We start from the raw sequence: 21,563 nt of genomic DNA, 5'->3' as shown, positions 1-21,563 counted from the left end.
GTGGAGTGGTTATGGGTGATCGGCACGACTACGTGGCCCTCGAATGGGTCAAAGGCGAAATTGCCGAAACGCTGAAACAGGCGCATCAAGCAATTGAAGCCGTGCTCGACGACCCGCAAGCCTTTCCCGGGCTGGACGAGTGCCTGGATCACATCCATCAGGTCCACGGCAGTTTGCAGATGGTCGAGTTCTACGGTGCAGCCTTGCTCGCCGAAGAAATGGAACATCTGGTCGAAGCCTTGCAGCACGAGCGCGTCAGCCATCGCGACGAAGCCCTGCACCTGTTGCTGCAAGCCCTTGGGCAATTGCCGATCTACCTCGACCGCGTGCAGAGCGCCCGGAGAGATTTGCCGTTGGTGGTGCTGCCGCTGATCAACGATCTGCGCAGCGCCCGTGGCGAAAGCCTGTTGTCTGAAACCAGCCTGTTCAGCCCGCAACTGCCCGAACTGGCACAGCTAAACGCAGAAGCGCTGGCACTGCTGGAGCCGGCAGAACTGCCGAACGTGCTGCGCAAATTGCGCCAGATGCTGCAAATGGCTTTGGTCGGTTTGCTGCGCGAGCAGGATGACCAGACCCACCTCGGTTATCTGGCCAAAGTATTCACTCGCCTCGAAGCGCTGAGCGGTGATTCGCCGCTGAGTCCGCTGTGGCAAGTCGCCTCGGCGCTGGTCGAGGGCATGCGCGCAGGCGTCATCGCCAACAGCCCGGCGCTGCGCAGCCTGTTCAAGGATGCCGACAAAGAGCTCAAGCGTCTGCTCGAGCAAGGTATGTCCGGCCTCAATCAGCCGCCTCCGGCTGAGCTGCTGAAAAGCCTGTTGTTCTATATTGCCAAAGCCGAACATCCCACCGGGCAGATGCTGACCATGAAAGATCGCTACTCCCTGGACGACGCGTTGCCCGACAGCGCGATGGTCGACGAAGAACGCGCGCGCCTGGCCGGCCCCGATCGCGATGCGATGCGCTCGGTGCTGGCGGCGTTGTGTGAAGAACTGGTGCGGGTCAAGGAGCGCCTCGACCTGTTCGTGCGCAGCGACCGCCAGCACACCTCGGATCTGGAAAACCTGCTCGCACCCCTGCGGCAGATCGCCGACACCCTCGCGGTGCTCGGTTTCGGCCAGCCGCGCAAAGTGATCATTGATCAATTGGCCGTGGTGCTCAGCCTCGCTCAGGGCCAGCGCGAACCGAACGACGCGATCCTGATGGACGTTGCCGGCGCGCTGCTCTACGTCGAAGCGACGCTGGCCGGAATGGTCGGCACCGTCGAGCCGGAAAGCCCGGAAGATACGCGCCTGCCAACCACCGACCTGACGCAGATCCATCAGATCGTCATCAAGGAAGCACGCATCTGCCTGCAACAGGCCAAGGACATGATCGTCGACTACATCGACGCCGATTGGGATCGCCAGCACCTGCAACCGTTGCCGGCGCTGCTGACTCAGGTGCGCGGTGCGCTGGCGATGATTCCGCTCAGCCGGGCGGCGAGTCTGGTTGAGGCCTGCAACGGTTTTATCCGCGAACATTTGCTGCTTGATCCGCATGAGCCGGGCTGGGAACAACTGGATCATCTGGCCGATGTCATCAGCAGCCTCGAGTACTACCTCGAACGATTGAGCGATGACCCGCAGGCAGCGGGCGAACAGCTGCTGGATGTAGCGCAGAAATCCCTCGCCAGTCTGGGTTTCTTTCCCGATCAACAGCCCGGTGCGCTGCATGTACCGGTACTCGACGACGTGCTCAGCCCCAGCGAAGCGCTGGTGATGCAGGACATGCAAGCGCTTGATGACCCGGAAACCGTGCAGTCGCTGGCCGACGTTCTGGCCAGCCCGGTTTCAGCGCTCAACCCGCCGGCATTGATCACGCCGGGCAGCCTGATGCCGCCGCCAGCCGATGAAGAACCGGTCGACGATGAGCTGCGCGAAGTGTTCCTCGAAGAGACCGACGAGGTCCTCGAAGTCCTCCACGAATACCTGCCGCGCTGGATCGCCAATGCGCAGGATCGCGATGCGCTGACCGAACTGCGCCGTGCCTTCCACACCCTCAAGGGCAGCGGGCGCATGGTCCGCGCGCTGATCCTCGGCGAGCTGGCGTGGTCGGTGGAAAACCTGCTCAACCGCGTGCTCGAACAAAGTGTCGAACCGGGCTCGGTGGTGCAGCAACTGCTCACCGACACGGTGTTGTTGCTGCCCGAGTTGATCAACGAGTTCGCCATCAATAGTCAGCGTCAGCGCAGTGATGTCGATCAACTCGCTGCCCGTGCTCACGCTTTGGCCAAGGGCGACGAGCCGCTGGCCGCCGAAGACGTCGACGATGTCGCGGCGCTCGATCCGCTGTTGCTGGAAATCTTCCGCAAAGAAGCCGAGACCCACCTCGCCAGCCTCAACCGCTTTCTCGATCAGGCCGCCGAGCATGTGCCGCTACAGGCCAGCGATGAATTGCAGCGCGCCCTGCACACGCTCAAGGGCAGTGCGTCGATGGCCGGGGTGTTGCCGATTGCCGAACTCGCTGCGCCGCTCGATCAACTGGCCCGCGAGTTCAAGGCGCACCAGTTGCCGCTGGACCTCGACGAAGTGGAGTTGCTGCTGGAAGCCGAGGGCCTGTTCCGCGTCGGCCTGCGTCAACTCAAGCATGATCCGCTGGCGCCGATTGTCGGTGCACAGTCGCTGATCAAACGCTCGGAAACCCTGCTCGCCGAGCGTCTGGAATCGATCCTCGATGCGCCCAATACCGGCCTGCGGATCAAGCGTGATCCGCAACTGATCAACAACTTCCTCGCTCAGGGCATGGACATCCTGCTCGACGCTGAAAGCCTGTTGCAGCGCTGGCAGCAACACCCCGGCGAGCGTCAGGAACTCAGCGCCTTGCTGGATGAGCTGACCACCCTCGGCGAAGGCGCACATCTGGCGGATCTGCTGCCGGTGGACGTGCTGTGCGAAGCCTTGCTCGACCTGTATGGCGCGGTGGAAGAAAGCAGCCTGGCGGTCAGTGAACAGTTTTTCCGCGAAGCGCAGAACGCTCACGAAGCGCTGATCAACATGCTCGACGAACTGGCCGCAGGCCAGGAAGTCACGCCGCAACCGGTGCGGATCCGGGCGTTGCATGATCTGCTCGATCAGAGCCTCGACCCATCGTCCATGGGCCTGATTCGCAGCGATGGCAGCCGTACCCTGAGCATCCGTGAACTGGGCAGCGCCACCGCCGAGTTGCAGCAAAAGGCAACGGCGCTTGAACCCGATGACGAGATCGTCGAGATTTTCCTTGAAGAAGCGGTCGACATTCTCGATAGCTCAGGCCAAGCCTTGCAGCGCTGGTTGAGCGACCCGGACAACGCTGCACCACTGTCCTCGCTGCAACGCGATCTGCACACCCTCAAGGGTGGCGCGCGGATGGCTGAAGTCGAGGCCATTGGCGATCTGGCTCAGGAGCTGGAAAGCTTTTACGAAGGCTTGGTGGATCGTCGCTACCACTACAGCGAAAGCCTGGGGCGCTTGCTGCTCAAGAGTCATGAGCGTTTGGCATTGTTGCTTGATCAACTGCAAAGCCATCAGCCGCTGATCCCGGCGCAGGATCTGATCGACACGATTCGTCAGGTACGTCAGGGCCACAGCGTCGCCGAAGCGCCGTCAGCAACAACCGAGCACGACAGCGCTGGCCACGATCCCGAACTGCTGGAAATCTTCCTCGAAGAAGGTTTCGACATCATCGAAAACTCCGGCGCCGCGCTGCTGCGCTGGCAAGCCGAGCCGGGCAATCGCCAGGAAGTGGAAACCCTGCTGCGCGATCTGCACACCCTCAAGGGTGGCGCGCGGATGGTCGAGATCGGGCCGATCGGCGACCTCGCCCATGAGCTGGAATACCTTTACGAAAGTCTTTCCAGCGGCGCTTTGCAGCCGTCGGCGGAGCTGTTTGCGCTGGTGCAGCGCGGCCATGATCGGCTGGCACAAATGCTCGATGGCGTGCGCGCCGGGCAACCGTGTCCACCGGCCGATCGGCTGATCAACGCGATCCAGAATTTCAGCCATCCGGTGACGATAGAAACGCCGCCAGTGCTACCCGTTCCGGTCAAGACTGACGCGGCGCCGCCGGCTGCTGACGCTGGCGCGGACATGGTCAAAGTCTCCGCCGAACTGCTCGATGAGCTGGTCAATCTGGCCGGGGAAACCTCGATCTTCCGTGGTCGCATCGAGCAGCAGGTCAACGACGCACAGATCGCCCTGAACGAGATGGAAACCACCATCGAACGCATGCGCGATCAGTTGCGTCGTCTCGATACCGAAACCCAGGGGCGGATTCTCAGCCGCCAGCAAGTCGATGCCGAACGTCTCGGCTACGAAGAATTCGATCCGCTGGAAATGGACCGCCATTCGCAGTTGCAGCAACTGTCTCGCGCGCTGTTCGAATCGGCCTCCGACTTGCTCGACCTCAAGGAAACCCTCGACCGCCGCAACCACGACGCCGAGAACCTGTTGCAGCAACAGGGGCGGATCAATACCGAATTGCAGGAAGGCCTGATGCGCACGCGCATGGTGCCGTTCGAGCGCATGTTGCCGCGTTTGAAACGCATCGTCCGCCAGGTCGCTGAAGAGCTGAACAAAGACGTCGCGTTTGTCGTCGGCAACGCCGAAGGCGAGATGGATCGCAACGTACTCGAACGCATGGCCGCGCCGTTGGAACACATGCTGCGCAATGCCGTCGATCATGGTCTGGAGTCCGCCGAGGTGCGGCTGGCGGCAGGCAAACCGGCGCAGGGCACGGTAAGCCTGGACCTGTCCCGCGAGGGCGGCGACATCGTTTTCGACATTCGCGACGACGGTGCCGGGGTGCCACTGGAAGCGGTGCGGCGCAAGGCGATCAAGCGTGGCATGCTCGCGCCGGAAGCTGAGATCAGCGACCGCGACGTGTTGCAGTTCATCCTTCAGCCGGGGTTTTCCACAGCGGAAAAGATCACGCAGATTTCCGGACGCGGCGTCGGCATGGACGTGGTGCATGAAGAAGTGCGGCAACTCGGCGGCAGCATGAGCATCGACTCGGTGCCGGGGCAGGGCGTGCATTTCCGTATTCGTTTGCCATTCACCGTGTCGGTCAACCGCGCATTGATGGTGCAGTGTGGCGAGGATCAATATGCGATTCCGCTGAACACCATCGAAGGCATCGTCCGCGTGTTGCCGAATGATCTGGAAGGGCACTTCCGCCAGGATCCACCGCGCTACCACTACGGCGGCCAGACCTATGAACTGTGCTACCTCGGCGAACTGCTGAAAACCGCGCCACGGCCAAAACTGCTCGGCCAGAACCTGCCGTTGCCGGTGCTGCTGGTGCACTACAACGACCGGCGCATCGCGGTGCTGGTCGATACCATGGCCGGCACCCGCGAGATCGTGGTGAAGAGCCTTGGCGCGCAATTCGCGGCGGTGCAGGGCGTGTCCGGGGCGACGATTCTCGGCGATGGCCGGGTGGTGCTGATTCTCGATTTGCTCGCACCGATTCGGGCAATGCAAGCGCGGGTTGCGCAGACACCGACGCTGCCGGAGATCGACAGCGAACCGCAGAAACCGCTGCTGGTGATGGTGGTCGACGACTCGGTCACCGTACGCAAGGTCACCAGCCGTTTGCTCGAACGTCACGGCATGAACGTGCTCACGGCCAAGGACGGTGTCGACGCCATGCTGCTGCTCGAAGAACACATGCCCGACCTGATGCTGCTCGACATCGAAATGCCGCGCATGGACGGCTTCGAAGTCGCCACCCAGGTACGCAACGACGAACGCCTGCAACACTTGCCGATCATCATGATCACCTCACGCACCGGCCAGAAACACCGCGACCGTGCCATGGCGATTGGCGTCAACGACTACCTCGGCAAGCCGTATCAAGAGTCGGTGCTGCTTGAAAGCATTGCCCAATGGAGCAAGAAACATGCATGAGCGCCGGCATAATCAGCGCAGCAGCCAACTGACCGGGTTGCTGCTGCCGTTGGCGGATCGCAATTTGATCCTGCCTAACGTTGCTGTCGCTGAGTTGATCGATTACCAGGCCAGCGCCTTCGATCTGGATACGCCGCCGTGGTATCTCGGCAAGGTTACGTGGCGTGAGCGGCAGATTCCGTTGCTGAGTTTTGAATCGGCGTGCGGGCAGAAAATCGTCATTGGCGAGCGCGCGCGGATCGTGATTTTGAATGCGCTGGGCGGGTTGCCGGAGTTGAAATTCATTGCGCTGCTGGTGCAGGGGATTCCGCGGTCGTACAAGCTTGATAGCCAGTTGAGTTATGTCGATGTGCCGTTGTGTGCGCTGGAGCAGGCGGCGGTGCAGGTCGGGGAGCAGGTGGCAAAGGTGCCGGATTTGTTGGGGCTGGAGAAGTTGTTGGTAGATGCTGGGCTAGCCCACTGATCGTTCCCACGCTCCGCGTGGGAATGCAGCCCGGGACGCTCCGCGTCCCAAAAAGCCGAACGCAGAGCGTCCGTTGAGGCATTCCCACGCAGAGCGTGGGAACGATCATCCGCGGGGTGATCCAGAACTTGCGCTGCTTCGGCTGGCCTCTTCGCGAGCAAGCTCGCTCCCACAGTGGGTTTCTGTCGTACACAGAATCTGCGTTCTCTGGAGATCTCCTGTGGGAGCGAGCTTGCTCGCGAAAGCGTCAGTCGCTACACCTCAATCCGACAGGAAAATCCTCAATCTTTGTGCGCAATAAACACCCTTTAGCGCAGCTGTTTAAAGACACTCTGTGTTACGCCTCCCTAACCTACAAATCCTTGCGCCGCTGCCTACGCATGCACCAGAATCCGCCGGCTTGTGCGCCTTGGGCATGCTGCGTAACTTGATTCCGTCACTGATTTCCAGTGATCGGGTTTAGCAGCCCGTGGTTAATCTAAGGGTGCACATGCATCATCGTCAGGCTCAGCGCCTGCATTCGATGGCGGCTGTGCGCAGGGCGCTTCGGCGCGCCGGCTTCCTTAGGTTCCCCGGTCTGCTAACCTGCGTTCAGCTGCCACCCCTTCTTTTAGCAGAGAAGCGGTTCCAGCTTTATTTCGGAACCTGAAGATGATTAAACCAACGCCTAACCCCCGCTCGCAGACCCGGCATCCCCCTACGAATCCTCCGATTCGAAGAAATTCCACGAAGCCGCCGAGCGCGCCCTCGACCATTACCTCGGTCCGACCAACGCCGACCTGATGGCCACGCCCTACACCCCGAACACGCTGTACATGGCCAACCCGAATGCCGACACCGAATCCCTGCTGGCCGACGCCAGTGAAACCCTCGGGTCGGCCACGGTGATGCTCAACAATCATGCGGCAATGGTGGAAGGTACGCACCGCAAGACTGTGCAGGGTATTGCGCAGGTGGTGATGGTGGCGGAGATGGCGGTCAATCGTTTGTTGGATAGGTTGGTGCCGACGGAGTGACTTAAAAGCTGACCCTCACCCCAGCCCTCTCCCGGAGGGAGAGGGGGCCGACCGAGGTGTCTGGCGTTGTACATCGACCTGAAAAACCGAGTCGATTATGGATCTGGTAAACCTAGTAAATTCCGGATTCAGTGCAACATTCCCAGGTCGGCGCAATTCCCGAATATCCCCCAATCAGTCCCCTCTCCCTCCGGGAGAGGGCTAGGGTGAGGGCGCTCTTGACCATTACGCTCAGCGTAACGATTCACCACCGCGCTTGATTGATGCCCCCACCCCACACGCCTACCTTAGCTCCACGACAGCGAACCCCGTGGAGTGAGCATGACAACAACAATTTCCCCCGACTCGCGCTGGACGCGGCGGCGCGATGAGAAGCAGCGCCGCCTCGACAAGGTGCGCGGGCTGGCCGACGGTGTGGTGTTGCCCACCGACAAGATCGTCGCCGCGCTCGAAGCGCTGATCCACCCCGGTGACCGTGTGGTGCTGGAGGGTAACAACCAGAAGCAGGCGGATTTCCTTTCGCGCTCGCTGGCCAAAGCCGACCCGGAAAAGCTCCACGACCTGCACATGATCATGCCCAGCGTCGGCCGCTCCGAGCACCTCGACCTGTTCGAACGCGGCATCGCCCGCAAGCTTGATTTCTCCTTCGCCGGAACCCAGAGCCTGCGCATCAGCCAGTTGCTGGAAGACGGCCTGCTGGAAATCGGCGCGATTCACACCTACATCGAACTCTACGCCCGGCTGGTGGTGGACCTGATCCCCAACGTCGTGCTCTCGGCCGGGTTCATGGCCGACCGCGCCGGCAACATCTACACCGGCCCGAGCACCGAAGACACTCCGGCACTGATCGAACCGGCCGCCTTCAGCGACGGCATCGTCATCGTCCAGGTCAACCAATTGGTCGACGACGTCAGCGAACTGCCGCGCGTCGACATCCCCGCCTCATGGGTCGACTTCGTGGTGGTGGCCGACAAGCCGTTCTACATCGAACCGCTGTTCACCCGCGACCCACGCCATATCAAGCCTGTGCACGTGCTGATGGCGATGATGGCGATCCGTGGCATCTACGAAAAACACAACGTGCAGTCGCTCAACCACGGCATCGGTTTCAACACCGCCGCCATCGAGCTGATCCTGCCGACCTACGGTGAATCCCTCGGCCTCAAAGGCAAGATCTGTCGCAACTGGACGCTCAACCCGCACCCAACTTTGATCCCGGCAATCGAGAGCGGTTGGGTCGAAAGCGTGCATTGCTTCGGCACCGAACTGGGTATGGAAAACTACATCGCCGCGCGCCCGGATGTGTTCTTCACCGGTCGCGACGGCTCGCTGCGTTCCAACCGGATGTTCTGCCAGCTCGCCGGGCAATACGCGGTGGATCTGTTTATCGGCGCGACGTTGCAGGTTGATGGCGACGGCCACTCCTCGACCGTGACCCGTGGTCGCCTCGCCGGTTTCGGTGGTGCGCCGAACATGGGCCACGACCCGCGCGGTCGGCGTCACGGCACCCCGGCGTGGCTCGATATGCGTCATGACGATGCGCAGCAACCGATGCTCGAACGCGGCAAGAAACTCGTGGTGCAAATGGTCGAGACGTTCCAGGAGGGCGGCAAACCGACCTTCGTTGAAACCCTCGACGCCGTGGAAGTGGCGAAGAAAAGCGGCATGCCGCTGGCGCCGATCATGATCTACGGCGACGACGTCACCCACCTGCTCACCGAAGAAGGCATCGCCTACCTGTACAAGGCGCGCTCGCTGGAAGAGCGTCAGGCGATGATCGCAGCGGTCGCCGGCGTCACCGCGATCGGCCTGCGCCACAACCCGAAAGACACCGAACGCATGCGCCGCGAAGGCCTGATCGCCTTGCCCGAAGACCTCGGCATCCGTCGCACCGACGCCACCCGCGAACTGCTCGCGGCAAAAAGCGTGGCCGATCTGGTCGAGTGGTCCGGCGGCCTGTACAACCCGCCCGCCAAATTCAGGAGCTGGTAATGCACGCATTTAACCTGCAAGCGAAACCGCTGTCCCTGGCTGATCGATTGGCCGACCTGGCGGTGGACGCGCTGATCGACGAAGCCGATCTGTCGCCGAAACCGGCACTGGTCGACCGTCGCGGCAATGGCGCGCACACCGATCTGCACCTGGGCCTGATGCACGCTTCGGCGCTGTCGTTGTGGCCGGCGTTCAAGGAGATGGCTGAAGCGGCGGTTGCAATCGGTGAAGTCGATTCAGCGTTGCGCGAAGCGATTGGCCGCATCGGCCGTGAAGGTGAGCAAGCGATGCTCACCACCACCAACGGCGTGAACACGCATCGTGGGGCGATCTGGGCCTTGGGATTATTGGTGACCGCCGCTGCGCTGGAACCACAATCTTCCAGCGCCAATGCCGTGACCTTGCGCGCCGCACGCCTGGCCTTGTTGGACGATCGCCACGCACCAAAACCCTTGAGCCACGGCGCGCAAGTCGCCCTGCGTTACGGCGCTCGCGGCGCTCGTGAGGAAGCGCAACTCGGCTTCCCTTCGGTGCTGCAACGCGGTCTGCCGCAACTCAAACTCAGCCGCGCCAATGGCCACGGCGAACAGAACGCCCGGCTCGACGCCTTGCTCGCAATCATGACTGACCTCGCCGACACCTGCGTGCTCTACCGCGCCGGCGAAGAGGGTCTGCACGCCATGCAGTCCGGCGCGCAAGCGGTGCTCGACGCCGGTGGCAGCGCCAGCCTCAGCGGTCGCCGTCGCCTGCACGATCTCGATCAACAACTCATCGCATTGAATGCCTCGCCCGGTGGCGCCGCCGACTTGCTCGCCGCCACACTGCTGCTCGATCGCATCGAGCGCGACGGCATCCTTCAGGGAGCGTTTTGATGGAAACCCTATCGTTTGAATTCCCCGCCGGGCAGCCGCCACGCGGCCGTGCGCTGGTCGGTTGTGTCGGCTCGGGTGATCTGGAAGTGCTGATCGAACCGGGTCTGGCCGGCAAACTGACAATCAATGTGCAGACCTCGGTCAACGGCGCGCAGTTGCGTTGGCAGCACCTGTTTGCGCGGATGTTCGACGGCACCACGCCGCCGGCGATGGCCATCGATATCCACGATTTCGGCGCGACGCCGGGGGTGGTGCGTTTGCGTCTGGAACAAGGTTTCGAGGAGATCGGCCATGACTGACAGCGCAGCGTTGCTCAACAAACACAGCTTCGTCGAGCTCGGCGCGCGGCAACGGGCGAAAGCCTTGCTCGATGCCGGCAGCTTTCGTGAATTGCTCGACCCGTTTCAACGGGTGATGTCGCCGTGGCTTGAACGTCAGGGCGTGGTGCCGCAGGCCGATGACGGCGTGGTGATCGCCAAGGGCAGCCTCGACGGTTTGCCAGTGGTCATTGCCGCAATTGAAGGCGCGTTTCAGGGCGGCAGCCTTGGCGAAGTCGGCGGGGCGAAGATTGCCGGCGCGCTGGAACTGGCGGCTGAAGACAACCGCAAAGGCATTCCGACCCGCGCGGTGTTGCTGCTGGAAACCGGTGGCGTGCGCTTGCAGGAAGCCAATCTCGGGCTGGCGGCGATTGCTGATATTCATGCGGCGATTGTCGATTTGCAGCAGTACCAACCGGTGGTTGGGGTCGTGGCGGGCAGCGTTGGTTGTTTTGGCGGTATGTCGATTGCGGCGGCGCTGTGCAGCTATTTGCTGGTGACTCAGGAAGCACGCCTCGGTTTGAACGGCCCGCAAGTGATCGAGCAAGAAGCCGGGATCGAAGAATACGACTCCCGCGACCGGCCGTTCATTTGGAGCCTGACCGGTGGCGAGCAGCGTTTCGACACTGGTCTGGTGGATCGTTATGTCGCCGATGATGTGGCGAAGATTCGTCAGCAGGTCGGCGAATTGCTGCAGCAAGGTTTGCCAAAACAACCACGCAGGCAACGCGCCGAATGGTTTCTGCAACGCCTGAGCAGCCTCAACACTGACCCGCAAATCGAACCGTCGGTGGTTCGCGATCTGTATCAAGGAGAGCGCTCATGAGCGGTTATTCACTGCGCGGTTTGAGCTGGTTCGACGCCTTGAGCGCCGGGGCGAAAGCCGTTGAGGGTTTGCCGCCATCGCTGCGGGTTGCCGATGGTGAACTTGGGCGATTTATCGCCGTGGTCGCTGACCCGGACAATCGCTTTCCGCGTGCTCGCAATGGCGAAGTCGGCTTGCTTGAAGGCTGGGGTCTGGCCAAGGCTGTGGATGACGCGATCACTGCTGATCGTGACAAAGCGCAGAAACGCCCGATCATCGCCATCGTCGATGTGCCGAGCCAGGCTTATGGTCGGCGCGAAGAAGCACTCGGCATTCATCAGGCGCTGGCCGGTGCGGCGGACAGTTATGCCCGTGCGCGGTTGGCCGGGCATCCGGTGATTGCATTACTGGTCGGTAAGGCAATGTCCGGGGCGTTTCTCGCTCATGGTTATCAGGCCAACCGTTTGATTGCGCTGCGCGATCCGGGCGTGATGGTGCATGCGATGGGCAAGGCGTCGGCGGCGCGGGTGACGTTGCGCAGTGTTGAAGAGCTCGAAGCGCTGGCCGCCAGTGTGCCACCGATGGCTTATGACATCGACAGCTACGCCAGCCTCGGATTGCTCTGGGAAACCCTGTCGGTGCAGCAGATTGAGCAGCCGACGGCGGAGGATCTATCGAGAGTTAACGAGTGCCTGAAGCAAGCCATCGGCGATGTCGTCAGCACTGATCTGAGCAATCGCCTCGGCGCGAAGAATCGTGCGGCCTCCAGCAAGGTTCGCGAACTGCTGAGGGCGCAGTGGTGAGCACGCCTCTGGCCCACGATCTGCTCTGGGGCATGACCCCGGCGCAGTTGCCGGCGGATGCGCCGCTGTGGGCCGTCGAGTCATTAGCCGCCGGGCAACCGGTGGTAGTGCGACGGGCGTTGAGTGCTGAGGGTTTTGTCGCGGTCGGCGTGCGCGGTGTGTTGCGCGAGCAGCGCTGGGCGGCATTTATGGCCGTCGATTCGATTGCCTGTCGGGTCAGTCCAGAGGCGCTGTGTCACGTCGACAGTGAGCGCAATCTGCCAGTCATGCACGCGCTCCAACAGCTGCGGCCGATGCTCGACGATTGCGGTTGGGTCTGGGGTGTCAGCGGCAGTGTCGGGTTTGAATTGGCCAGCGGTTTTACCGCGATGCACGCGGCCAGTGATCTCGATTTGATTCTGCGTACACCGCAACTGATCACGCGTAATCAGGCACGCAAACTTGTCGCGGTTTTTGATCAGGCTGTGTGCCGGGTGGATATGCAATTGCAGACGCCGTTTGGTGCTGTGGCTTTGCGTGAATGGGCTAGCGGTTCGGCGCGGGTGCTGCTGAAAAATGCTCATCAGGCTTGCCTGGTGATTGATCCGTGGAATCCGCAGGAGCAGGCAGCGTGAGCAGTCTGCTGGTGTTCCCCGGTCAGGGCGCGCAGCAGGCGGGCATGTTTCAGCGCTTGCCTCGGGAAACCTTGGTCGAAGCCAGTGATGTACTTGGCGAAGATGTTTTGCTGCTCGATTCTGCTCAAGCATTGCGCACGACGAGGGCGGTTCAGCTGTGCCTGCTGATCGCCGGCGTCGCGGCTTCACGACAGTTATTGCAGGACGGACTCACGGCGGATTACGTCGCCGGCTTGTCCATCGGCGCTTACCCGGCAGCGGTGGTCGCTGGAGCGTTGAGCTTCAGCGATGCGCTGCATCTGGTCAGCCTGCGCGGTGAGTTGATGCAACAGGCTTATCCACAGGGCTACGGCATGACCGCGATCATCGGCCTGCAATTATCCACAGTCGAAACACTGCTCGCACAGGTGCACAGCGAAGATTCGCCGGTGCACCTGGCCAACATCAATGCCGATAACCAGGTGGTGATCGCCGGTAGTGACGAGGCCATGCAAGTGGTGGCTGAACTGGCGCGCAGTCGTGGCGCTGGTCTGGCGAAACGCCTGGCGGTGAGTGTGCCGTCGCACTGTCCGCTGCTGGAGGCACCTGCACAAACCCTCGCCGAGGCCTTCGCCAAAGTTGAACTGAAAACTCCGAAAATCGCTTACCTGAGCGGCAGCCGCGCGCGTCCTGTGACCAAAATCGAAGCGCTGCGCGACGACCTCGCCTTCAACATGTGCCGCGTGGTGGATTGGCGCGGCACCGTACAAAGCGCCTACGAGCGTGGCGTACGTTTACAGATCGAACTGCCGCCCGGTGCGGTGCTGACCGGACTGGCGCGCCGGGTGTTCGAGCAGGGCACGGTCACGGCCTTCGACAGTGCGCGTCTCGACACCTTGCAGGCGCTGTTGCGTGAGGAGGGTGGCCGCCAACTCTAAAACCGCCGACTCAAGCTTCGAACAACAAAAACAACATTCGACGATGCACTTTGAGGACTACAACAATGATTATTTACGGTGTGGCGTTTCTCGCCTTTTGTACGCTGGTGGGTATCTGGGTCGGTGAACTGCTCGGCAAGCTGATCGGCGTGCCGGCCAACGTCGGCGGTGTCGGCATTGCGATGCTGCTGTTGATTGGCCTGGGCAGTTATCTGAACAAAAGCGGCTGGCTCAAGGGCAAGACCGAGCAGGGCGTCGAGTTCTGGAGCGCTATCTACATTCCGATCGTGGTCGCCATGGCCGCGCAGCAAAACGTCTATGGCGCGCTCAAGGGCGGGCCTATGGCGATTCTTGCCGGCACCCTCGCTGTGGTGATCGCTTTTGCCCTGGTGCCCGTGCTGACGCGCATGGGCAACAAGGAGCAGACCCCGATCGCTCCAGCCAAGACTGCGGGGTAAGCGCCATGTACGAATCAATGATGAAAGTGATCACCGGTTACGGTTTGATCAGCGGTTTCCTGATTGTCGGGCTGACCATGTGGGTGTCCTACTGGATGTCCAACACCTTCACCAAGGGCCGTTTGCACGGCTCGGCCATCGCCATTCTGCTCGGGCTGGTGCTGTCGTATGTCGGCGGCGCACTGACCGGTGGGCAGAAGGGCGTGGTGGATATTCCGTTGCTGTCGGGCATCGGCTTGCTCGGTGGGGCGATGCTGCGCGATTTCGCGATTGTGGCCACGGCGTTTGGCGTGAGTGTCGATGAACTCAAGCGTGCCGGGTTCGTCGGAGTGCTGGCGCTGTTTGTCGGGGTGGGGACTTCGTTTGTCGCCGGGGTCGGTGTGGCGATGGCGTTCGGTTATACCGATGCCGTGAGCCTGACCACTATTGGTGCCGGCGCGGTGACTTACATTGTCGGCCCGGTGACCGGCGCGGCGATTGGTGCCAGTTCCGAGGTGATGGCGTTGTCGATTGCAGCGGGGTTGATCAAGGCGATTCTGGTGATGGTGATGACGCCGTTCGTGGCGCCGATGATTGGCCTGAACAATCCACGCAGCGCGGTGATTTTTGGCGGGCTGATGGGCACGTCCAGCGGTGTGGCCGGCGGGTTGGCGGCGACGGATCCGAAGCTGGTGCCTTACGGGTGTCTGACGGCGGCGTTTTATACGGCGCTTGGGTGTTTGCTTGGGCCTTCGCTGTTGTTTCTGGCGATGCGCGGGTTGATGGGATAACAGCTAAGAGCTGCCCTCACCCTAGCCCTCCCGAAACGTCGGACCGCCCGTAGGGAGAGGGGACTGACCGAGTTGTTTTGGCGTTATACATCGATCTGAAATTCTTATGTCGAACTCAGGTTCCGAAACCCATGAAGATCTGCTCCCTTTCCCCCTCGCCCCCTTGGGGGAGAGGGCTGGGGTGAGGGGGTAGCTCTTGATCTTGATTTTGCTCTAAATCCCAGCCTGTCGATTGGCATACATCCGACACTCCGCCAGCAACGCCAGCAAATTCGGATCCCTCTCCTTGGCCTTCAAAAACACCACGCCAATGTGCTGCTGCAACCGGTACTTCTCCTGCAGCGGAATCAACTTCACCCGATTCTCATACACCGCCGCAATCCGCCCCGGCAGCAATGCATAACCCACTCCCGAACTGACCATGCTCAACAGCGTGAAGATGTCATTCACCTGCATCGCCACCTTCGGCTCGAACCCCGCCTGCTTGAATACCCGGTTACCGTCCTGATGCGTGGCAAAACCCTGGGTCAAGGTGATAAAAGTTTCATCCCGGACTTCCGCCAGATCCACTTCACTGCGCTGGGCAAACTTTGAATCCGCCGGTGTGGCGAGGAAGATGTCGTCGGAAAACAGCGCAATCTGCTCGCAATCCGGGTCGTTGATGCTGTCGTCCAGCGACACCAGAATCGCGTCGACTTCCATGTTCTTCAGCTTGTAGAGCAGGTCGATGTTCGAGCCGAGGATCAGGTCGATGTTGAGTTCGCTGCGGCGGATCTTCAGGCCCATGATCAGTTGCGGTACGGTTTTCACGGTCAGCGAATACAGCGAGCCGAGTTTGAAGCGTTCGGCGGAGAACCCGGCGGCTTCGCGGGTCAAGCGTACGCTTTCGACGACGTCGTTGATCAGCTTCTGCGCCCGTTCTTCGAGCACATAAGCGCTTTCCAGCGGCGTCAGGTTGCGCCCTTCGTGTTTGAACAGCGGGCAGCGCAGGGCGCTTTCCAGCGAGTGGATCGCGCGGTGCACGCTGACGTTGCTGGTCTGTAACTCGGCAGCGGCGCGCGCGAGGTTGCCGGTACGCATGAAAGCGAGGAACACCTCGAGTTTTTTCAGGGTCAATTCTTCGTCGATCAGCATGGCGCGGACTCTTTTTGGAATGCTTCGATTGTGCCCAATTACCGTGGCGTGCGCAGGTCCGCGTTGAACAGAAACATTGCGCTTTTACGCTTAAGGCCCGAGCCTTGCGCGCTGCGGTAACGAATTTGAGGTGAGCGATACATGTATCACGGAGAACGATTGAACGCCTGGACCCATCTGGTCGGGGCAGTGGCGGCTTTTGTCGGCGGCGTCTGGATGTTGGTGATTGCCTGCCTGGACGGCAGCCCGTGGAAGATTGTCAGTGTGGCGATTTACGCTTTCACCTTGTTGGTGCTCTACAGCGCATCGACCGTGTACCACAGCGTGCGCGGGCGCAAGAAAGCGATCATGAAGAAGGTTGATCACTTTTCGATCTATTTGCTGATTGCCGGTAGCTACACGCCATTCTGTCTGGTCACCCTGCGTGGGCCGTGGGGCTGGACGTTGTTCGGGATTGTCTGGGGGCTGGCGCTGATCGGCATTCTGCAAGAAATCAAACCGCGTTCGGAGGCGCGGATTCTATCGATCGTGATTTATGCGGTGATGGGCTGGATTGTGTTGGTGGCGGTGAAGCCTTTGATTGCGGCGCTGGGTACGGCCGGGTTTGCCTGGCTGGCATCGGGCGGGGCTTTGTACACGGTGGGGATTATCTTTTTTGCCCTTGATCACCGGTTGCGGCATGCGCACGGGATCTGGCATTTGTTCGTGATTGCCGGGAGTTTGCTGCACTTTGTGGCGATTCTGTTTTATGTCCTGTAGCCCGGCTGACTGATCGTTCCCACGCTCTGCGTGGTAACGCCTCCTGTGACGCTCTGCGTCACGCCGTTTGGGACGCGGAGCGTCCCGGGCTGCATTCCCACGCAGCCCGGGACGCTCCGCGTCCCGGGCTGCGTGGGAACGATCAATCAGGGGGACGTATTCCAATTTTGGATTAGAAATCACCCCAAAGCTGTTGAGCCACCGCCAGTGCAACCACTGGCGCCGTCTCGGTACGCAATACGCGCGGTCCAAGGCGGGCGGCGTGGAAACCGTTGCCCTTGGCCTGCTCGACTTCGGCATCTGTCAAACCGCCTTCCGGCCCGATCAGGAACGCCAGCGTCGCCGGTTTGGCATGACTCACCAACGGCTCCGCCACCGGGTGCAGCACCAGTTTCAACTCGGCTTCGGCCTGCTTGATCCAGTCCGCCAACAACACCGGCGGATGAATCACCGGCACCCGCGAGCGTCCACATTGCTCACACGCGCTGATCGCCACCTGACGCCAATGCAGCAGGCGTTTGTCGGCGCGTTCGTCCTTGAGGCGGACTTCACAGCGATCACTGAAGATCGGGGTGATTTCATTCACGCCCAGTTCGGTGGCTTTCTGAATCGCCCAGTCCATTCGCTCGCCACGGGACAGGCCCTGGCCGAGGTGAATGTGCAGCGGCGATTCGACCTGGCCGGCGAATTGCTCATCGATCTGCACGGTCACGCGCTTCTTGCCGACTTCCAGCAGGGCGCCGCGAAATTCATGGCCGGAACCGTCGAACAACTGCACCGCATCGCCCTCGGCCATGCGCAGTACGCGGCTGATGTAATGCGCCTGGGCTTCCGGCAATTCGTGTTCGCCGGTGCTCAGCGGGGCGTCGATAAAGAAGCGGGACAGTCTCATTTCGGGTCTCTGGAAAGATGTGAATCAGGTGGATCGGTGTCGACTTCATTCGCGAGCAAGCTCGCTCCCACATTTGGAATGCATTCCCCTGTGGGAGCGAGCTTGCTCGCGAAAGCGGCAGTTCAGGCGCCACAAATTTTTTGAATCAGCCTGGATCGCGGAACCCCGGGTGGAAGTCTTTTGGCACGGCGACGCTGACGCTGTCACGCGTCGCTATATCGATGCCTTCGCTGGCCACTTCGGCGAGGAAGTCGATCTGCTCCGGGGTGATCACGTACGGCGGCAGGAAATACACCACGCTACCGAGCGGGCGCAGCAACGCGCCACGTTCCAGTGCATGCTGGAACACTTTCAAACCGCGACGTTCCTGCCAAGGGTAGGCCTCTTTCGTGGCTTTATCCTTGACCATCTCGATGGCCAGGACCATGCCGGTCTGGCGTACTTCGGAGACGTTCGGGTGATCGACCAGATGCGCCGTCGCCGACGCCATGCGCTGAGCCAGCGCCTTGTTGTTCTCGATGACGTTGTCCTGCTCGAAGATATCCAGCGTTGCCAGTGCCGCCGCGCACGCCAGCGGGTTGCCGGTGTAGCTGTGCGAGTGGAGGAAGGCGCGCAGGGTTGGATAGTCGTCGTAGAACGCGCTGTAGACCTCATCGGTGGTCAGGCACGCCGCCAGCGGCAGATAGCCGCCGGTCAGCGCCTTCGACAAGCAGAGAAAGTCCGGGCGAATGCCGGCCTGTTCACAGGCAAACATGGTTCCGGTGCGACCAAAGCCGACGGCGATTTCGTCGAGAATCAGGTGCACGCCGTAGCGGTCGCAGGCCTCGCGCAGCAACGTCAGATACACCGGGTGATACATGCGCATGCCGCCGGCGCCCTGAATCAGCGGCTCGACGATCACTGCCGCGACGCTGTCATGATTTTCTGCCAAGGTCTGTTCCATGGCGGCGAACATATTGCGCGAATGGTCTTCCCAGCTCATGCCTTCGGGGCGTCCGTAGCAATCCGGGCTCGGCACCTTGATGGTGTCCATCAACAGCGCTTTGTAGGTTTCGGTGAACAGCGGCACGTCACCGACCGCCATCGCTGCCATGGTTTCACCGTGGTAGCTGTTGGTCAGGGTGACGAAGCGCTTCTTGTTCGGTTGGCCGCGATTGAGCCAGTAATGAAAGCTCATCTTCAGCGCGACTTCGATGCAGGACGAACCGTTATCGGCATAGAACACCCGGTTCAGGCCTTCCGGGGTCATCTTCACCAGACGCTCGGACAGCTCGATCACCGGTTGATGGCTGAAACCGGCCAAAATCACGTGTTCCAGCTGATCGACCTGATCCTTGATGCGCTGGTTGATGCGCGGGTTGGCGTGGCCGAACACGTTGACCCACCACGAGCTGACGGCGTCGAGGTAGCGCTTGCCTTCGAAGTCTTCGAGCCAGACGCCTTCGCCGCGCTTGATCGGGATCAGCGGCAGCTGTTCGTGGTCTTTCATCTGGGTACAGGGATGCCACAACACCGCGAGGTCGCGTTGCATCCACTGGTTATTCAGGCCCATTTACAGTCTCCTCGAGGCGGCTCGCGTCAGGCGCGGGCAAACAATCGCGCAAGCCTATGCAATGCGTCGCGCGGGGACAACCCATTGTGTCGATTGAGCTACTTTGTATGAGCCGATAGACGTCGCTGGCGGCGTTTTGATGGCTAACGTATTCTTCGCGGTTCTTTGGGTCGTCTGACCCGCAAAACTGCTTTTTCCTACGTGTATTTCCGGAGTTCGCTGAATGTCTGTCGGTTGGCTGCGCGCCTGTGCGCTGGTGATGTTGGGGCTGTTCAGCGTTACAGCGCTGGCCAAGGATAAAACTGCAATCGTGATCGGCGGCGGCCTGTCGGGCCTGACCGCCGCTTATGAGCTGCAAAACAAAGGCTGGCAGGTCACCCTGCTGGAAGCCAAACCGAGCCTGGGTGGTCGCTCGGGTATGGCCACCAGCGAGTGGATCGGCAACGACAAGACCCAGCCAGTGCTGAACAAGTACGTTTCGACGTTCAAGCTGAGCACCACGCCAGCCCCTGAATTCGTGCGTACACCGGGTTATCTGATCGATGGCGAGTATTTCTCCGCTGCCGATCTGGCGACCAAACAGCCGGCCACCGCCGATGCCTTGAAGCGCTACCAGAAAACCCTCGATGATCTGGCGCGTTCGATCGACGACCCGCAAAACCCGGCGGCAACCAGCACCCTGCACGCACTGGACCAGATCACCGTATCGAGCTGGCTCGACAAGCAGAACCTGCCGGCCACCGCACGTCAGTTGATCAACCAGGACATCCGCACCCACTACGACGAGCCTTCGCGTCTGTCGCTGCTGTATTTCGCTCAGCAGAACCGCGTGTATCGCGGCATCTCCGACCGTGACCTGCGCGCTTCGCGTCTGGTCGGCGGCAGCCAAGTGCTGGCGCAGGCGTTCGTCAAACAGATCAAAACCATCAAGACCAACTCGCCGGTGTCCGCGATCACTCAGGACAAGGACGGCGTGACCGTCAAGGTCGGCAGTGTTGGCTATCAGGCTGACTACGTCGTGTTGGCCGTGCCGCTGCGTGCACTGAACAAGATTGCCCTGACGCCGGCGCTGGATGCTCAGCATCTGGCTGCGATCAAGGGCACCAACTACGGCTGGCGCGACCAGATCATGCTGAAGTTCAAGACGCCGGTGTGGGAAAGCAAGGCGCGCATGTCCGGCGAGATCTACAGCAACACCGGTCTCGGCATGCTTTGGATCGAACCTGCCCTGAAGGGCGGCGCCAACGTGGTGATCAACCTGTCCGGCGACAACGCTCGTGTGATGCAGGCGTTTGGCGACAAGCAAATGGTCGATCAGGTGCTAATTCGTCTGCACGCGTTTTATCCACAGGCTCGTGGCTCGTTCACCGGTTATGAAATCCGTCGCTACAGCACCGACCCGTCGATGGGCGGCGCCTACCTGGCTTACGGCCCGGGGCAGATCAGCAAGTTCTGGCGTCTGTGGGAACGTCCGCTGCAACGCGTGACGTTCGCCGGCGAACACACCGACACCTTGTACCCGGGCACCCTGGAAGGCGCGCTGCGCACCGGTCAGCGGGCGGCGAGTCAGGTTGAAGATCTGGCGGCAGGCAAATCGTTCGAGCCAGCCAAAGTAGTGCCGGCTGCAGCAGCGGCAGGCGCGGCGGGTGCCGTGGCGGCGAAGAAGGGCAACTTCTTCACTAATCTGTTTGGCGGTTCGGATGACGAGAAGAAGCCTGAGCCTGTGAAGGCGCCAGAGCCGGCTCCAGCTCCGGTCGCTCCAGCGCCTGCGCCGACTCCGGCACCTGCGCCAGCTCCGGTGGAAGCGCCAAAGCCTGCGGCACCAGTGAAAGCTGCACCGGCGAAGAAAGCGGCGGCCAAGCCAGCGGTGAAGAAGCCAGCGGCTAAAACCGAGGCGAAAAAGCCTGCGGCGAAACCGGCAGCGCAGAAGGCTGAGCCGGCGAAGAAGCCAGCGGCCAAGCCTGCGGCAACGACCGAGACCAAGGCGCAGTAGGCCTTTGCTTCAATAAAAACGCGGCCTTCGGGTCGCGTTTTTTTTCCTGCATTTTTGTCCTTCGCCATCCGGTCACGGAGCTTACTTGTGTACCGGAGCCTTCCCACAAAGTACTCAGAGTGAGGTGATAGCGGGTGCCCCGGCGCCAATTCTATGCTGGGAAAAATAGGAGGCACTTGATGAAAACGTTCACGCTCATGCTTTTGCTGATTGCACTTCCAGGTTGCTCCAACGGGCGTTTCTTACCTGGCGGTTATAGTTCAGAACTCGCGCATAAATGCCAGA

General features: G+C 61.2%; 16 protein-coding genes and 1 pseudogene. 14 read left to right on the top strand and 3 right to left on the bottom strand.

Going from position 1 to position 21,563, the window contains the following annotated elements; genetic code table 11:
- The first annotated feature begins 11 nt into the window (after positions 1-11).
- The 12 genes and pseudogenes from AB4O11_RS06470 to madM all read left to right on the top strand — a co-directional run bounded on the left by AB4O11_RS06470 (position 12) and on the right by madM (position 14,948).
- Positions 12-5,921: a hybrid sensor histidine kinase/response regulator gene (locus tag AB4O11_RS06470; RefSeq protein ID WP_460130361.1), complete on the top strand. Its 5,910-nt coding sequence runs from the start codon at positions 12-14 to the stop codon at positions 5,919-5,921.
- On the top strand, positions 5,914-6,384 hold the full coding sequence (locus tag AB4O11_RS06465; protein WP_460089157.1) for a chemotaxis protein CheW: 471 nt from the start codon (positions 5,914-5,916) through the stop codon (positions 6,382-6,384). The genes AB4O11_RS06470 and AB4O11_RS06465 overlap by 8 nt, the downstream gene beginning before the upstream one ends.
- A gap of 651 nt (positions 6,385-7,035) precedes the next feature.
- Positions 7,036-7,400 (top strand): annotated as a pseudogene (locus tag AB4O11_RS06460) (DUF6124 family protein).
- A 321-nt stretch (positions 7,401-7,721) separates the two neighbouring features.
- A complete protein-coding gene (gene mdcA / locus AB4O11_RS06455; protein ID WP_098966058.1) occupies positions 7,722-9,392 on the top strand; it encodes a malonate decarboxylase subunit alpha in 1,671 nt (556 codons plus the stop codon).
- Positions 9,392-10,264 carry a triphosphoribosyl-dephospho-CoA synthase gene (locus AB4O11_RS06450; protein ID WP_460089155.1) on the top strand — a complete coding sequence of 291 codons (873 nt, stop codon included), beginning with the start codon at positions 9,392-9,394 and terminating at the stop codon, positions 10,262-10,264. Before mdcA ends, AB4O11_RS06450 begins: the two co-directional genes overlap by 1 nt.
- On the top strand, positions 10,264-10,563 hold the full coding sequence (locus AB4O11_RS06445; RefSeq protein ID WP_007913697.1) for a malonate decarboxylase subunit delta: 300 nt from the start codon (positions 10,264-10,266) through the stop codon (positions 10,561-10,563). The genes AB4O11_RS06450 and AB4O11_RS06445 overlap by 1 nt, the downstream gene beginning before the upstream one ends.
- Positions 10,556-11,407 (top strand): biotin-independent malonate decarboxylase subunit beta, encoded by an 852-nt coding sequence (locus AB4O11_RS06440; protein WP_093429848.1) that lies wholly within the window; start codon positions 10,556-10,558, stop codon positions 11,405-11,407. The genes AB4O11_RS06445 and AB4O11_RS06440 overlap by 8 nt, the downstream gene beginning before the upstream one ends.
- A complete protein-coding gene (mdcE, locus tag AB4O11_RS06435) occupies positions 11,404-12,189 on the top strand; it encodes a biotin-independent malonate decarboxylase subunit gamma (RefSeq protein ID WP_460089154.1) in 786 nt (261 codons plus the stop codon). The genes AB4O11_RS06440 and mdcE overlap by 4 nt, the downstream gene beginning before the upstream one ends.
- Complete coding sequence (locus tag AB4O11_RS06430) at positions 12,183-12,803, top strand: malonate decarboxylase holo-ACP synthase (RefSeq protein WP_016984758.1); 621 nt, start codon at positions 12,183-12,185, stop codon at positions 12,801-12,803. The genes mdcE and AB4O11_RS06430 overlap by 7 nt, the downstream gene beginning before the upstream one ends.
- On the top strand, positions 12,800-13,720 hold the full coding sequence (gene mdcH / locus AB4O11_RS06425) for a malonate decarboxylase subunit epsilon (protein WP_257356521.1): 921 nt from the start codon (positions 12,800-12,802) through the stop codon (positions 13,718-13,720). The genes AB4O11_RS06430 and mdcH overlap by 4 nt, the downstream gene beginning before the upstream one ends.
- Positions 13,721-13,785: 65 nt before the next feature.
- Entirely contained in the window at positions 13,786-14,178 is a 393-nt protein-coding gene (madL, locus tag AB4O11_RS06420; RefSeq protein ID WP_016984760.1) for a malonate transporter subunit MadL, read from the top strand.
- A gap of 5 nt (positions 14,179-14,183) precedes the next feature.
- Entirely contained in the window at positions 14,184-14,948 is a 765-nt protein-coding gene (gene madM, locus AB4O11_RS06415) for a malonate transporter subunit MadM (RefSeq protein WP_038861195.1), read from the top strand.
- Between the two features lie 213 nt (positions 14,949-15,161).
- Here madM and AB4O11_RS06410 read toward each other — a convergent pair whose 3' ends face one another.
- On the bottom strand, positions 15,162-16,082 hold the full coding sequence (locus tag AB4O11_RS06410; RefSeq protein WP_099757407.1) for a LysR family transcriptional regulator: 921 nt from the start codon (positions 16,080-16,082) through the stop codon (positions 15,162-15,164).
- 141 nt (positions 16,083-16,223) lie between these two features.
- Here AB4O11_RS06410 and trhA point away from each other — a divergent pair, with 141 nt between their 5' ends.
- Positions 16,224-16,841, top strand: coding sequence for a PAQR family membrane homeostasis protein TrhA (gene trhA, locus AB4O11_RS06405; RefSeq protein WP_460130360.1), 618 nt, complete (start codon positions 16,224-16,226; stop codon positions 16,839-16,841).
- Positions 16,842-17,013: 172 nt separating this feature from the next.
- On the opposite strand, the gene AB4O11_RS06400 is transcribed toward trhA, so the two are convergent.
- Together AB4O11_RS06400 and AB4O11_RS06395 are read right to left on the bottom strand one after the other, a co-directional pair.
- On the bottom strand, positions 17,014-17,733 hold the full coding sequence (locus AB4O11_RS06400; protein ID WP_460089152.1) for a 16S rRNA (uracil(1498)-N(3))-methyltransferase: 720 nt from the start codon (positions 17,731-17,733) through the stop codon (positions 17,014-17,016).
- 145 nt (positions 17,734-17,878) lie between these two features.
- Positions 17,879-19,285 carry an adenosylmethionine--8-amino-7-oxononanoate transaminase gene (locus AB4O11_RS06395; protein WP_320336205.1) on the bottom strand — a complete coding sequence of 469 codons (1,407 nt, stop codon included), beginning with the start codon at positions 19,283-19,285 and terminating at the stop codon, positions 17,879-17,881.
- A gap of 223 nt (positions 19,286-19,508) precedes the next feature.
- Between AB4O11_RS06395 and AB4O11_RS06390 the strand changes: the two genes are divergently transcribed.
- Positions 19,509-21,278 carry a flavin monoamine oxidase family protein gene (locus AB4O11_RS06390; RefSeq protein WP_460130359.1) on the top strand — a complete coding sequence of 590 codons (1,770 nt, stop codon included), beginning with the start codon at positions 19,509-19,511 and terminating at the stop codon, positions 21,276-21,278.
- Positions 21,279-21,563: the final 285 nt, after the last annotated feature.

The sequence above is a fragment of the Pseudomonas sp. H1_D05 genome (genome assembly GCF_054682705.1).
The sequence above is the reverse complement of the archived record's forward strand: the minus strand, read 5'-3'. Positions and strand labels throughout refer to the sequence as shown.